This window comes from Halopenitus salinus, assembly GCF_055397165.1.
In genome coordinates, this window is the sequence record NZ_AP043853.1 from 45,495 (window position 1) to 59,745 (window position 14,251).

The window sequence follows — 14,251 nt, forward strand, 5'->3', positions numbered from 1 at the left end:
CGATACCCATGTCCGACACCGAACGCGTCACCACGGAGGAAGCACCGCGCACCGACAACCCGTACTCACAGGGCGTCCGAGCCGGGGAGACGCTGTACGTCTCCGGATACGGCCCGGTCGACCCGGACACGGACGGCGTCGTCGACGGGGACGTCGGCGACCGCACGGATCGCGTCCTCGAGAACGTCGCGTCCGTCGTCTCCGAGGCCGGCGGCGACGGCCTCGCGGACGTCGTGAAGGTGACCGTCTACCTGACCGACCTCGACGACTACGAGGCGGTCAACGAGGCCTACGGCGCCCGATTCGACGGCGACCCGCCGACGCGCGTCTGCGTCGAGGTCTCCAGGCTGCCCGGCGACGTCGACGTCGAGATGGACGCGATCGCGTATCTCGGTTAGGTCGGTTCTTTCACCCGCGTCCGCCGCTCGACCGACGACGCGCACGGTTAAGTGCCTCCGTGGTCTATCGGCTTCGAAGTGATGTCCCACGACGTACGCAACCGCCTCCCGGCGATCCGTCGGGCGTTCCACCGCCACCCCGAGCCCGGCTGGCGCGAGTTCCGAACGACCGCCCGGATCGTAGAGGAGGTCGAGCGGATCGGCGTCGACGGGCTCGCGATCGGCCGGGACGTGCTCTCGAGCGAGGACCGGATGGCGGTCCCCGATCAGTCCGAACTGGACGCATGGCTCGAGGGCGCACGCGAGGCGGGAGTCCGCCCGGACGTGCTCGAGCGAACCGCCGACGGTCACACCGGCGCGGTCGCCGTCCTCGAACGGGGGGAGGGACCGACCGTGGGACTCCGCGTGGACATGGACGCGATCTCGATGACCGAATCCGAGGAGGTCGGCCACCGACCGGCCGACGAGGGGTTCCGATCGGAACACGAGGGCTACATGCACGCCTGCGGCCACGACGCGCATCTCGCGATCGCGCTCGGCATCCTGGAGGCGGTCAAACACGGCTCCTTCGCCGGGACGTTCAAACTGTTCTTCCAGCCGGCCGAGGAGATATCCGGCGGCGGAAAGCCGCTCGTCGAGGGCGGGTACGTCGACGACGTCGACTACCTGCTGTCGTTGCACGTCGGACTCCACAACCCGACCGGAACGATCGTCTCCGGGGTGGTGAAACCGCTCGCGATGGCCCACCTGACCGCGACCTTCGAGGGGGCCAGCGCCCACGCGGGAAAGACGCCGAGTGCAGGGGCGAACGCGATGCAGGCCGCCGCCACCGCCATCCAGAACGCGTACGCGATCCCGCGCCACGCCGACGGGATGACCCGGATCAATCTCGGACGCATCGAGGGGGGCACCGCGAGCAACATCATCGCCGAGGAGATCACGATAGACGGCGAGGTACGCGGCGAGACGACCGCCCTCATGGAGTACGCGCGCACCGAACTCGAGCGGGTGTTCTATGCGGCCGCCGAGATGCACGACTGTGACGTGACCCAGCGGATGATGAGCGAGTCGCCGCGGATCGACAGCGACCCCGAGCTGCGTGACCTGATCGGATCGGTCGCCTCGACCGTCCCGTGGGTCGACACCGTAATCTCCGAACAGGAGTTCGGCGCGAGCGAGGACGTCACCTTCCTCATGGAGCGCGTCCAGGAGAACGGGGGACTCGCCTCGTATCTGATCGTGGGAGCGGATCACCCGACGAACCACCACACGCCGACGTTCGACGTCGACGAACGGTGCCTCGAGATCGGCGTCGACGTCGTCTCATCCGCGATCGAGGAGATATCGCGACGTCGGCCGTCGCGGGACGACCCCAAGCGTTAATTCGCGGTGTTCCCGTTATCCGTGTATGAGCGAGGACGTTCCGAAGGCTCTCGAGTCCGCTGCGGATTCCGATCGGGCCCGTGGCATCTTGACCCCGTCCGACCGCGATTTCCTCCTCGGCCGCAAGACCGACTACACCGAGCACTCGAAAAAACAGAAGCGAAACCGGATCCGGCGCCGCGTGCGCAACGCGATGATCGACTTCTCGATCCTCTTCGAGTGTCTCGAGTCCCGCGATCGCGAGACGATCTTCGATCCCGACGACGAGGATCGCGAGGCGTACACCCAGGGGATCGTCGACATGCTGGCGTTCCTCCATCTCGGTTCGAAGGGGTATCACGTCCCGTTCGAACGGATGCTCGCCGAGGGCGTCGGCAAGGCCGAACAGCGGATGGCCGACTCGGAGTATCGCATGGTGAACGTGGATTTCAGCGTCGAGCCGGTCGGCCGGATCGACGTCGACGAGGTCATCGCCAAGATCGAAAACGACGAGTTCGAAAAGCTGACCGACGAGGAGCTGCGGGCGTTCGTTCGCCTGTTGTCGATGTCCGAGGAGTTCTCGCCCGAGGAGACCCGCGAATCGATCAAAGAACACGTCGGCGAGCTCGTCCGGGAGGTCAACGAGAGCGAGGCGGCCCGGGAGCGAGCCGTCGACGAGTTGACACAGTGACACGGACGGGCCGACACCTCGTTCCGTCGTGTGTGCGTAACTCGCGACCGTTCCGCGAGTAGATCCTCCTCCTCACCTCCCGATTTTCGGTTTCCCGATCTCCGTCCGTCCAGCCGCGCAATTGTATATACACAATTCGTAGATGGTGGCTACGGATATGGGGAAACGTTTATGTGATAAACTACCAATCACTCGGGTATGCTACCACTCGACACGATGCATGGGGTGGCTGGAACCGACGCGTCGCACCGTGTTTCGACAGGATCGGGCGCCGTGTCCGGAGGTGAAGGGACGTGAGCGACGCCGGCGACGGGACGAGCGCTGTAGAGCGGTTTCGCGAGGAGCTCGATCCGATCGTCTTCCTGTTCGGCGCGGGTTTGACGCTCGGATTGATCCTGTTGTACTTCATCGATCCCGGGTTAGTCCAGCGTGGGATCACGCTCGGCGAGACGGTGATGTACACCTACCTCAACTGGGCGCTTTTGGTCATCGTCTTCCTCGTGGTGGTCTTTCTCGTCTACCTCATTCTCGGGCCGTGGGGCAGACTCCGATTCGGTGACGAGCCGCCCGAGTACAGCTACTTCTCGTTCTTCGCGATGTTGTACTCGGCGGGATTCGCCGCCGGCGTCGTCTTCTGGGGGCCGACCGAGGCGCTGTTCTACTACGCCGATCCCTCGCCGCTTTTCGACGTGGAGGCGGGATCGGCGGAGGCGATGACGATCGCCGTCCAACAGACGCTTTTCCACTGGGCGATCCCGCAACTCGCCGTCTTCACGATCATGGGCATCGGAATCGGGTACTTCGCGTACAACTACGAGGACGTCCCGCTTCGGGTCTCCTCGGCGTTGACGCCGCTCATCGGCCGAAAGAACCTCGACGGACCCATCGCGAAGGTCGTCGACGTCATGGCCGTCTTCGCGACGATCGGCGGCGTTGCGACCTCCCTCGGGTTCATCGGCAGCCAGTTCGTCGAGGGGCTTCGCTACCAGTGGGGCATCGACCTGGGCACGACCGGGATCATCCTCGTCGTGACCGCGATGACGCTCGCGTTCACCGTCTCGATGGTCCTCGGGGTCGATCGCGGGATCCGTCGGCTGTCGAACTTCAACATGATCCTCTTCGTGATCTTGATGATCGCGACGCTCATCGTCGGTCCGACGGCGTTCCTCGTGTTGATGGGAACACAGGCGATCGGCGGGATGTTCAACGACTTCGTCGCGATGAGTCTGTTCACGGGCGCCGGCGTCGACGGCGGCACGTCCTGGATGAACAGCTGGACGGTGTTCTACTGGGCGTGGGCGCTCTCGTGGTCCCCGTTCGCCGGGCTGTTCATCGCCCGCATCTCGCGCGGACGGACCGTTCGTGAGGTGGCGTTCACCGGGATCGCGGCGACCTCCGCGGCCTCCATCCCGTGGTTCATCTTCGTCGGCGGGACCGCGGTGTGGAGCCACCACAACGGCGTCGCCGACTTCGGCGCCGTCATCGCCGGCGACGCGGGCGCGGAGGTCTCCGGGTTCATCCTCTTCGAGACGTTCCCGTTGAGCACGGTCTTCATCCTCGCGTTCATGGTGCTCGTGACCACCTTCTTCATCACGTCGGCCGACTCCTCGACGCTGGCCGTCTCGATGATGACGACCGGCGGCAAGGCGCGTCCCTCGAACATCAACCGGATCTTCTGGGGCGTCGTGCTCGGGATGACGGCCGCCATCCTCATGACGCTCGGCGGCGTGAGCGCCCTGCAGTCGGCGGCGATAATCACGGGAACGCCCTTCGCGTTCGTCTGCCTGCTTGCGATGATCGGGCTCATCCGCGAGTTCGTCTCCGACGGCAGCCGAGTGCTGCTCCAGGAGGACTCCTGGCTGTTCGGCTCGGGTCCCGACGACGATCCGTCGGCCGCCGAGTTGAGCGACGACGATTGAGGTGTCGTTCGGGGGTCGCCCGCCGCTTTTGGGTCGCCACTTCCCGTCTTCCGGTTCCGGTCTTCACTCTCCGTCCCCGTGTTCCGCCGTAGTCGCCACGGAGCGCCCGTAGCGGCCATCTACCGGCGATCGATACCAACATTTAATGTACGTCATACACACTATTTGTGTATGGATAGGCACACGGCCGAACCCGACGTGGACGCCTTCCCGGGACCGAACGCCGAGCGGTGGGTCTCGTTCCACGGGGAGCACGCGGCGCCGAGCGAGTACTCCCACGAGTTCGTCTGGGATCTGAACGGGGGGGCCGACGGCCCGTTCGTCACCGACGTCGACGGAAACGTCCTCCTCGACTTCACCTGTCACATCGGCGCGGCCCCGCTCGGGTACGACAACGGGAAGGTACTCGGCAAGCTCCGGGAGTTCGATCTGGCGGAGCCGATGAAGATCGCCGGCCAGGACATGTACTTCGGGTCGGGACCCGACCCCGCCGAGGCCGACTTTCCCTCCTCGAGCCACCTGATGGACCGCCTCACCGACGTCTCGAGCCACTACGGGATGGACACGGTCTTCCTCTCGAACTCGGGCGCGGAGGCCGTCGAGAACGCGATGAAGATCACCCATAACGCGGCGCCCGCGGCGAAGTACGGCTACGCGTTCGAGGGGAGCTTCCACGGGCGGACGCTCGGCACGCTCTCCGTCACCCGATCGAAGGACGTCTACACCCGCCACTACCCCGAGATCGCCGGGATCCGGACGGTTCCCTTCTGTGGCGATCGCGGCTGTTCGCCCGCGAGCTGTGAGTGCGGGTTCTTCACCGGCGGGGGATCCGGGACCGGTGGCGGTTCCGTGGCCGGTGGCGGCTCCGGGAACGGCGAGACCGGCGGGGGCTCTGGGGGCGGCGGTTCCAGACTTCGCGACGCGCTCGCGCCCGAGGGCGGACACGTCGATCCCGCCGAGATCGCCTTCATGATCCTCGAGCCGGTCCAGGGCGTCGGCGGCTACCGGTTCCCGAGCGAGGCGTTCATGGCCGAGGTCGGGGCGGTCTGCGAGGAGTACGACGTTCCGCTCGTCGTCGACGAGATCCAGTCGGGGATCGGTCGAACCGGCGAGATGTGGGCCTCCGACCACTACCCGATCGAGCCGGACGTGATCGCGAGCGCGAAGGCGCTTCGGGTCGGCGCGACGATCTCGCGCTCGGAGCTCTTCCCCTCGGAGAAGAACCGCCTCGGGTCGACCTTCGGCGGCGGCGACGTGCTCGCCTCCATGATGGGCGTGTTCACCCTGGAGGCCATCGAGGAACACGACCTGCTCGCGAACGCCACGAGGCGCGGTCGACAGGCGAAGGAGCTGCTCGGCGACGGGGCGCCCGACCACGTCGTGGACGTGCGCGGCAAGGGGCTCATGCTCGCCGTCGAGTTCGACACGCCGGAGCGCCGGGACGCCGTGGTCCGGGAGGCACTCGAGCGGGGATTGCTCACGCTCGGGTGCGGCAAGAAGACGATCCGGCTTCTTCCCCCGCTCGACTCGACCGAACGCGAGATCGAACTCGGGACCTCGATCTTCCTCGAGGCGATCGAGGCCGCGGGCCCGACCGCGACGACGGCGTGAGTCGGACCGGGAACGTCACGGGTCAGGGCCGGTACCGCCCGCCAGTCTCTCCCAGCGATCCGAACGGCGCGCCTTCCTCACAGGTCTCGTACGGCACGCCTCCGTCACAGGTCCCGAACGGTCGCGCCGATCGCCTCGATCTCCTCGCGTGCGGCGTCCAGTTCGGGCTCGGCCAGGAACGGGACGAACCCGTGGATCATGTCCTCGTAGCGTCTGTGTTCGACGTCGACCCCCGCTTTCGCGAGCCGATCGGCGTAGGCGGCACCCTCGTCGCGAAGCGGGTCGAACTCCGCGGTGGTGACCGTCGCCGGCGGAAGTCCAGAGAGGTCGGGCGCCCGAAGGGGGGAGGCGTAGGGGTTCGCGCCGTCGAGCGGCGTCTCGAGGTGGTGGTCCCAGAACCAGCGCATGCTCTCTCTGGTGAGCAGGTATCCCTCCGCGTTCTCCTCGTAGGAGTCCGTCCCGAAGTCGTGGTCCACGACGGGATAGATCAACACCTGGTGGGCGATGTCTGGACCGTCCCGATCGCGGGCCAAAAGCGCGACCGCGGCCGTCAGGTTTCCGCCGGCGCTGTCGCCGCCGACCACGACCCGGTCCGGGTCGCCGGCGAGCGACTCGAGGTTGTTGGCGGCCCACTCCGTGGCCGCGTAGGCATCCTCGAGCGGGGCGGGAAACGGGTGTTCGGGGGCGAGCCGGTAGTCCACGGAGACGACGGTGCACGCGCCCGCGTTCGCCAGCGCCCGGCAGGTGTGGTCGTGGGCGTCGACGGTCTCGAGCACCCAGCCGCCGCCGTGGAGGAAGACGAACACCGGCCGCGGCTCCGACGCGTCCGCCGGGTCGTAGACCCGGATCGGGATCGGCCCGTTCGGTCCCGGGATCTCGAGATCTCGAACCCGGGAGACGGGATCGAGTTTCGCCTCGGGAACCGAGAGGAACTCCCGAAAGATCCCGCGCGCACACGCCACCGTGAGATCGGCGTAGCCCGGATTTCCCTGTTCCTCGACCCGATCGAGAAGCGATCGAACGTCCGGATGGAGTTGCCGTGTCACGCGGTAGGGTTCACCACGATCCGGTATAGAACTACCCCTCGTTGTATCCTCCAGCGTTCACCGACGTGTCCGTCGCCACCTCGATCCCCTCGAGTCCGGAGAGGGTCTCGAGAACCTCCCGCAGGTGCTCCGGGCCGCTGCCCTCGATCCCGACGGTCACGGGAACGCGGTTCGGCTCGTCGAGCGCGCTCCGGTCGGCGCGCTTGAGGGCGTCGAGTTCGCCGCCGTGGTCCTCGATCGCCTCCGTGACGTCGGCGATGGCGGTCGGCCAGCCGTCAACGAGGAGGCGCGCCTCGACGTACCGACCGAGTTCGATCAGGCCGGCCCGGGTCAGCTCCGCGTGCTCGGTGAGGTTCACGTTCCCGCCGGAGACGACCGCCGCGACGTGTTCGCCTTCGACGTCGAGGTCGTCGCCGAGCAGGGCGGCGACCGGCGCCGCGCCTGCGGCTTCGGAGACGATCTTCGCGCGCTCGGCGAGCAGGGTCACGGCGACCGCCAACTCGCGATCGGAGACCGCGATCACCTCGTCGACGCGCTCGCGGAGGACGGCCCAGGTCCGCTCGAGGAGCCGGGTGTCCGCGATCCCCTCGGCGACGGTGTCGACGTCGGACAGCTCGACGATCTCGTCTCGTTCGAGCGCGGGCTTCGCGTGGAGCGCTCCCTCCGGCTGGACGCCCACGACCCGGACGTCCCGGTCGACGGCCGCCTCCATCGCCGTGGCGATCCCCGAGATCAGTCCGCCGCCGCCGATGGACACGAGGACGGTGTCGACCTCGGGACGCTGTTCGGCGATCTCGAGGCCGACCGTCCCCTGTCCGGCCATGATCGCCTCGTCGTCGAACGGATGGACGAGCGTGCGCCCGGTCTCCTCGGCGCGTTCGAGCGCGTGCTCGTAGGACCGCTCGTAGATGTCCCCCTCGACGATCACGCGCGCGCCGTATCCCCGGGTCGCCTCGATCTTCGAGGCGGGCGTCACCTCCGGGACGACGATCTCGACGTCGATCCCGAGCAGGTCGCCGGCGAGTGCAACTCCCTGGGCGTGGTTGCCCGCGCTCGCGGCGATGACGCCGGCCTCGCGTTCCTCGGCGACGAGTTGAGCCATCGCGTTGTACGCCCCGCGGATCTTGAACGAGCCGGTCCGCTGGAGGGTCTCGAGTTTGAGCCCGACCGAGGCCGCCCCGCTGCGCTCGGCGAGCGTGGTCGACCCGTCGAGCGGCGTCCGGTGGACGACGTCCTCGATCCGATCGCGAGCCCCCTCGACGTCCGCGGCGGTGAGAACGTCGGCCGCCGTGAGGTCCTCGTTTGTGTGTTTGGTCACCGGGGCTTCCTCCGTTCCTCGAACGCCTCTTCGACCCCGAGAATCGAGTCGACGAGCACGTCGACGCCGATCTCGAGGCTCCGCTCGTCGACGTCGAACGTCGGCGTGTGGTGGCCGGTCGGATGGTCCGTTCCGACGATCAGATACGAGGCGAGCCCGCCGTTCTCCTGGACGCGCTCCATGAGGAAGGTGGCGTCCTCGCTCGCGCCGAAGTCGGCGGTCGGGACCACCTCCCGCACCCCGTCGACGCCCGCGGCCACGTTCGCGACGTGGTCGACGAGTTCCGGGTCGCTGTCGGCCCGCGGGCACTCGCTGACGACGTCGAACTCGAGCGAGCAGCCGTGCATCGAGGCGGCGCTCCGGAACGTCCGACGCAGCCGGTCCTTCATGTACTCCATCAGCTCCGTCGTCTCGCCACGCACCTCCGCTTCCATATACGCCTTCTCCGCGATCACGTTGCTCGCCGTCCCCGACTCCGCCTTGCCCACGTTGACCCGCGTCATGCCGTCCGCGTGCCGCGGGATCGCGTAGGCGTTCTGGATCGCCGTTCCGAGCGCCTGCATCGCGTTGTCCCCCTCGTTCGGCGTCTGTCCCGCGTGCGTGGAGGTGCCCTCCATCGTCGCCTCCACGTGACACATCGCGAGCGGCCGCTCGATGCCGGCGACGACACGGCCGGTCGGGTGATCGAGGCCGACGTGGACGGCGAAGAGGTACTCGAGGTCCTCCACGAATCGGCTCCGCGCCATCGGACGGCCGCCACCGCCGGCCTCCTCGGCCGGCTGGAAGAGGACGACGAACCGCCCCGAGAAGTCGCTTTCCGCGACGGCCTCGAGCGCCGCGAGTCCCCAGGTCATGTGGGCGTCGTGGCCGCAGGCGTGCATCGTCTCGCCGGTCGCGGAGCGGAACCCCTCGGCCGCCGGCCGGTGGTCGGGTTCGGTCGACTCCTCGATGAACAGCCCGTCGACGTCGACTCGCAGGCCGATCGACGGTCCCTCGCCGCGGTCGAGGACGGCGACACAGCCCGTGTTTCCGCCCGCGGTCGACTCGAGGACCTCCTCGTCGAGCCCCCGTTCGTGGGCACGATCACGCCACGTCTCCAGTTTCGACTCGGATGGAACCGCCATCCGGTCATCGGGATCGTACGCCTCGCGGCCGATGGCCAGCTCGTGGACGCCGATCGAGCGGATCTCCTCGACGAGCCGTCCCGTCGTGTGAAACTCCCGCCAGGCCGGCTCCGGGTGGCGGTGAAGCTCGCGTCGAAGCTCGACGAGCCGATCGGTGATCCGGGTGGTCATGGTCCGTCGTACCACACGGACGGACTTAATTATACACAATTCCCGTTGATGACGAATACATAAAAGGATAAGTTCGCGCCCGCGGAACCTCGCCACCATGAGCGGGAAACCCGACATCGTCGTTCTCCGCGAGGGAACGGAGGGGCTGTCGATGGAATCGTACGCCGACGCGATCCGCGAACGGCTGCCGGACCGGTCGGTGGCCCTCGCGCGGACGCCCGGACAGGAGCGCGAGTTGATCGCCGACGCGCGGGTTGTGACGGGCATCACGATCGACGAGGAGCTGCTCGATCGCGGCGAGCGGCTCGAGCTGTTCGCGTGCACCTTCGCCGGGACGGACCACGTCCCGATGGCGGCGCTCGGCGAACGCGGGGTCGCCGTCACGAACGCGGGGGGCATCCACGCGCCGGGGATCGCGGAACAGGCGATCGGCAACATGCTCGTCTTCGCGCGCCGGCTCCACGAGGGCTGGCGTCGCAAGTCGAACGGCGAGTGGCGCCACTTCCAGTCGACGGAGTTCACCGACAGCACCGTCACCATCGTCGGGCTCGGCTCGATCGGGCAGGCGGTCTCGAAGCGGCTGGCGGGCTTCGAGGTCGAGACGATCGGCGTGCGCTACACGCCCGAGAAGGGCGGACCGACCGACGAGGTCGTCGGCTTCGAGGAGGAGCCGGTCCACGACGCGCTCTCGCGGAGCGACTACGTCGTGATCGCCTGTCCGCTCACGGACCTCACGCGCGGGCTGATCGGCGAGGCGGAGCTCGCCACGCTTCCGCCGAACGCGGTCGTGGTGAACGCCGCCCGCGGCGGCATCGTCGACACCGACGCGCTCGTCGCCGCGCTCCAGTCGAACACGATCCGCGGCGCCGCCCTCGACGTCACCGATCCGGAGCCGCTCCCGCCCGAACACGTGCTGTGGGACCTCGAGAACTGCCTCATCACGCCCCACACCGGCGGCCACACGCCCAAACACTGGGATCGGCTCGCGGACATCCTCGCGGCCAACGTCGAGGCGCTCGAGTCCGGCGAGCCGCTCGAAAACCGCGTTCGAACGCCGTAGGGGACGCTTCGTGCCGGAGGGAAGTCGCTCGGCTTCGCTACCGGTCCGCCCACGCCAGCATTCGCTCGTAGAACGGCTCCGAGGAGAGCGCCTCCTCGTCGCCGACGAGGACGAGCCCGCGCTTCGCTCGCGTGAGCGCGACGTTGACGCGCCGGTGGTCCTCGAAGATCGGACCGTCGAGGTCGCCGCTCGCGACGAACGAGACCACGATCACCTCCTCGCTCGAGCCCTGGAACCGGTCGACGGTATCGACGGTCACGTCGGTCCGGCGGCCGATCTCCGCGACCTGCGCGCGAAACGGCGCGATCACGCCGATGTCGTCGGGATCGACGCCCGCCTCGAGGTACGCGTCGACGATCTCCGCGACCCGTTCGGCCTCCCGGACGTTCCGGTTGCCGTCGCGTCGCCCGTCCGGATCCACGAACGCCACGTCCTCGCGAAGCGCCGGGGGGAGTTCGTCCGGATCCGCGAGGAGATCCCGAACCGACCGCGTTGCGACCTCGGGGGTCGCCGGGCGAAGCGCCCCGTCGTAGAACTCCGCGGATGCGAACGCCTGGATGCGCTGGCTCATCCGGTACTGCCGGTCGAGCATCACGCTCGCGTCCGGATACTCCTCGACCAGCCGCTCGAAGAGCGACCGTTGGAGGTCGTTTTCGGCCCGCACGACCGGCGGAAGCTGTTCGTGGTCGCCGACGAGTACGAACCGGTCGGCGAGCGAGATCGCGGCGAGCGTGCTCGGCTCCGTGAGCTGTGAGGCCTCGTCGACGAGCGCGACGTCGAACTCCTGTTCGCGCATCACCCGGGAGCCGCAGGCCGCGGTCGTGGCCGCCACGACCGACGCGGATCCCAGTTCCCCCGCGCGGTCGTTCGGGTCGCCGCGCCGGATCAACCTGAGGTCCCGCATGTCGCCGCGGACGCCCGTCTCGGTGCCGACCCGGACGATCGCGTCCTCGCCGGCGCTCCCGACGAGGCCCTGCTCGCGAAGCGCCTCGAGCGCGTTGTCCACCGCCCGATTCGTGAACGCGGCGAGCAGCACCCGGTTTCCGTCCGCGACGAGCGCGCGGATCGTCCGCGCGATGGTGTGGGTCTTTCCGGTCCCCGGAGGTCCGTGGATCAACGCGAGGTCCTCGGCGGTGGTCGCCAGGTTCACGGCCTCGTTTTGTGCGTCGTTGTTGGGGACGTACTCGCGTTCGGGACCCGAGAACGCCGGCTCGCGGCGGCCGAACAGCACGTCCTTGCGGCGCTCGTCGCCCTTCAGAATGGCGTCGTGGACGGCAACGAGCATGCGGTCGACGGAGATCTCCGAGGGATAGACGTCGAGGCGTCGGCACTCGACCGGCTCGTCGGTCTCCACGACGACGCGGTCCCCCAGTTCGCGGATCCGGCCGAGTTCCGCGTCGCCGCCGACCGGATCGCCGTCCGAGACGAGCGCCACGTCGCCCTCCCGGAGCTTCGAGACCGCGTCATCCGGCTTTCGCGCCGCGAGGCGCCACCTGCCCCCGTCGAGTTCGGTCCGCGAGGCCGGCTCGAGATCGACGAGCGCCCTGTCGTCCGCGGCCCGCTCCGCGGCCGTCTGCTCCCAGAGCTTCCGATACTCGGCGTGGGTCTCGCGGCGCTCCTCCTCGATCGCCCGGTAGAGGCGGTCGACGTACTCGCGCTCCTCGGCGGGCAGTGCGGTTCCGATCGATCCGGCCTTCGACTCCTGGTCCAGCCGCCCCGAGACGACCATGCAGGTGTCCTGCTCGAAGCAGTACTCACAGGTTGCATCGGCCTCGTACCCGGTCGGGATGCCGGGCTGGTCGCCGGTCCCGTTCAGCGCGTGCCACTCCATCGCGGCGAGCTCGTTTCGGGTCCGGACGACGAACGCGAGCAGCCCCTCGCCGATCGAGAACTCCTTGGCCGGCGAGAGATCGCCGGTCGCCTCCGAGCGATCGAGCGCCGTGTTCTTCGTGTACAGCAGGGTTCCCGTGTCGGGACGATCGCCGCGGTCGGCGAGCATGAGCCCGTAGCAGGCCGCCTGGATCTTGTCGTGGAACCGCGGCTCCCGGCTCGTGTTCTTGCCGGTCTTCAACTCGACGGGCATCCCGCGCCGGAGGGCGTCGGCGCGCCCCTTGAGCCCGTAGGTCGGCGAGATGAGCGTCCGCTCGGAGCGCCACGCGTCCTCGCCCGAGAGGGTGCCCTGTGCGAGCCAGCCGTCGATCGCGGCGGCGTTGCGTCGGACCTCGTCTTCGACCTCGGACGCCTCGTACCCCAGGATTCCCAGCTCGAGTCCGGCCCCCTCGACCCGATCCGCGATCGACTCCTCGAGATCGACTCCGCGGAGGAGGTCCCCGAAGACCTCGTGGACGATCGTCCCCTTCACGACGGGGTAATTGAGGGGGACGCCCGACAGCTTGTTCAGGTAGTACATCCGTGGACACTGCACCCACGACCGGATCCCCGTGACGTCGACGAGGAAGTCCGGCTCCAGGACGACGGAGGAGTCGCCGGTCGTCGAGTAGGTCGTCTCGCCGCGGTATTCGTCCTCCTCGGCGTCGGTGACGAGCAGCTCCATGCCCGATTCGGCGTGCTCGGCCGTATGCGTCCACTTGCCCCACAGCGTGACCGAGACGGGATCGCCGGCCCCGCGGTCCGGGCGGACCTCGATCGTACAGCAGTCGCGCTCGCCGTACTTCGTCGAGACGGAGCGGACGTCCCCGACCTCGACTATCGGTCCCCGAAGGTTCACGGCCGCGTGTGGGCGGCGGCGGCGAAAAACGCTGTCGGTCGTCGGGAGTGTATGCGGGCGACTACTTCTTGCGGGCACCCGAAATCCGCGAGGGCGGCGGATCGCCGTCGTTGATCCGATCGCCGTCGAAGCGCCTCCCTGACCGCCACCGACACGCCTTTGCGTTCCGGCGGGGAACCGATGGACATGCGCGTTCGAGACTGGCAGGACATCCTCCAGGAGGTGACCGAGGAGTCGAACGACCCGGACGGCTGGCGGGCCGTCGCCGGCAGCCGCCGGGAGGGGCTCGGCGAGGACCTCTTCGTCGGCCACCCGAACGTGGGGGTCTACCAGCTCAAGACGTACGCGAAGAGTCCCCACGATCTCCGCGGCGTCGGTACCCGGGTCGCGAGGCGCGTCGACGACGGCCTGGAGCCGCTTTTTCCCCGCGAGGACGACCCGGGCCGGTTCGCGGTCCGGACGCCGCCGGAGGACGAGGACCACGCCGAGGACATGGCGACCCGCCTCGAGGAGACGCTGAAGGTGCACGCGGAGGCGCCGACCGACCCCGACCACCTCTTCGAGGACGTGATGGAGGCGGTCGACTCCCCGGCGTTCGGTCCCATGGACTACGAGTTCGACGGGCGACCGGACGAGCTCGAGGACCTGACGGACGAGTTCGAGGAGGCCGAGCGGCTCCTCTCGTCGGAGCTCGACGACCTCATCGAGGAGGACGAGGTCGGCCGCGGCTTCCAGTGATCGTCGGCCGTACACCGCCGCCGTCGCGGCCCCCGTCGCCGTAATCCTTTCTCGAAACCGCGGTCCACACCCGATTTTCGACGAC

At 68.3% G+C, this 14,251-nt stretch carries 11 protein-coding genes; 7 read left to right on the top strand and 4 right to left on the bottom strand.

Features of this window, described 5'->3' with window-relative positions; genetic code table 11:
• Positions 1–8 precede the first annotated feature (8 nt).
• The 5 genes from ACZ5YD_RS01955 (at position 9) to ACZ5YD_RS01975 (ending at position 5,981) form a co-directional block, all read left to right on the top strand.
• On the top strand, positions 9–398 hold the full coding sequence (locus ACZ5YD_RS01955) for a Rid family detoxifying hydrolase (protein WP_379740280.1): 390 nt from the start codon (positions 9–11) through the stop codon (positions 396–398).
• An 81-nt stretch (positions 399–479) separates the two neighbouring features.
• Entirely contained in the window at positions 480–1,781 is a 1,302-nt protein-coding gene (locus ACZ5YD_RS01960) for an amidohydrolase (protein WP_379740277.1), read from the top strand.
• A gap of 25 nt (positions 1,782–1,806) precedes the next feature.
• A complete protein-coding gene (locus ACZ5YD_RS01965) occupies positions 1,807–2,451 on the top strand; it encodes a hypothetical protein (protein WP_379740274.1) in 645 nt (214 codons plus the stop codon).
• Between the two features lie 293 nt (positions 2,452–2,744).
• Positions 2,745–4,370 carry a BCCT family transporter gene (locus ACZ5YD_RS01970; protein WP_379740271.1) on the top strand — a complete coding sequence of 542 codons (1,626 nt, stop codon included), beginning with the start codon at positions 2,745–2,747 and terminating at the stop codon, positions 4,368–4,370.
• A gap of 171 nt (positions 4,371–4,541) precedes the next feature.
• Positions 4,542–5,981 carry a class-III pyridoxal-phosphate-dependent aminotransferase gene (locus ACZ5YD_RS01975; RefSeq protein ID WP_379740268.1) on the top strand — a complete coding sequence of 480 codons (1,440 nt, stop codon included), beginning with the start codon at positions 4,542–4,544 and terminating at the stop codon, positions 5,979–5,981.
• 104 nt (positions 5,982–6,085) lie between these two features.
• Here ACZ5YD_RS01975 and ACZ5YD_RS01980 read toward each other — a convergent pair whose 3' ends face one another.
• The 3 genes from ACZ5YD_RS01980 to ACZ5YD_RS01990 are packed head-to-tail and all read right to left on the bottom strand — an operon-like array spanning position 6,086 to position 9,640.
• Positions 6,086–7,027: an alpha/beta hydrolase gene (locus ACZ5YD_RS01980; RefSeq protein WP_379740265.1), complete on the bottom strand. Its 942-nt coding sequence runs from the start codon at positions 7,025–7,027 to the stop codon at positions 6,086–6,088.
• A gap of 31 nt (positions 7,028–7,058) precedes the next feature.
• A complete protein-coding gene (gene ilvA, locus ACZ5YD_RS01985) occupies positions 7,059–8,345 on the bottom strand; it encodes a threonine ammonia-lyase (protein ID WP_379740262.1) in 1,287 nt (428 codons plus the stop codon).
• Positions 8,342–9,640 carry an amidohydrolase gene (locus ACZ5YD_RS01990; RefSeq protein WP_379740259.1) on the bottom strand — a complete coding sequence of 433 codons (1,299 nt, stop codon included), beginning with the start codon at positions 9,638–9,640 and terminating at the stop codon, positions 8,342–8,344. Before ACZ5YD_RS01990 ends, ilvA begins: the two co-directional genes overlap by 4 nt.
• A 97-nt stretch (positions 9,641–9,737) precedes the next feature.
• Between ACZ5YD_RS01990 and ACZ5YD_RS01995 the strand changes: the two genes are divergently transcribed.
• On the top strand, positions 9,738–10,700 hold the full coding sequence (locus ACZ5YD_RS01995) for an NAD(P)-dependent oxidoreductase (RefSeq protein WP_379740256.1): 963 nt from the start codon (positions 9,738–9,740) through the stop codon (positions 10,698–10,700).
• A gap of 37 nt (positions 10,701–10,737) precedes the next feature.
• On the opposite strand, the gene ACZ5YD_RS02000 is transcribed toward ACZ5YD_RS01995, so the two are convergent.
• Positions 10,738–13,428, bottom strand: coding sequence for an AAA domain-containing protein (locus tag ACZ5YD_RS02000; protein WP_379740253.1), 2,691 nt, complete (start codon positions 13,426–13,428; stop codon positions 10,738–10,740).
• A gap of 186 nt (positions 13,429–13,614) precedes the next feature.
• Between ACZ5YD_RS02000 and ACZ5YD_RS02005 the strand changes: the two genes are divergently transcribed.
• Positions 13,615–14,166, top strand: a complete 552-nt coding sequence (locus tag ACZ5YD_RS02005; protein WP_379740250.1) for a hypothetical protein — start codon at positions 13,615–13,617, stop codon at positions 14,164–14,166.
• Positions 14,167–14,251 lie beyond the last annotated feature (85 nt).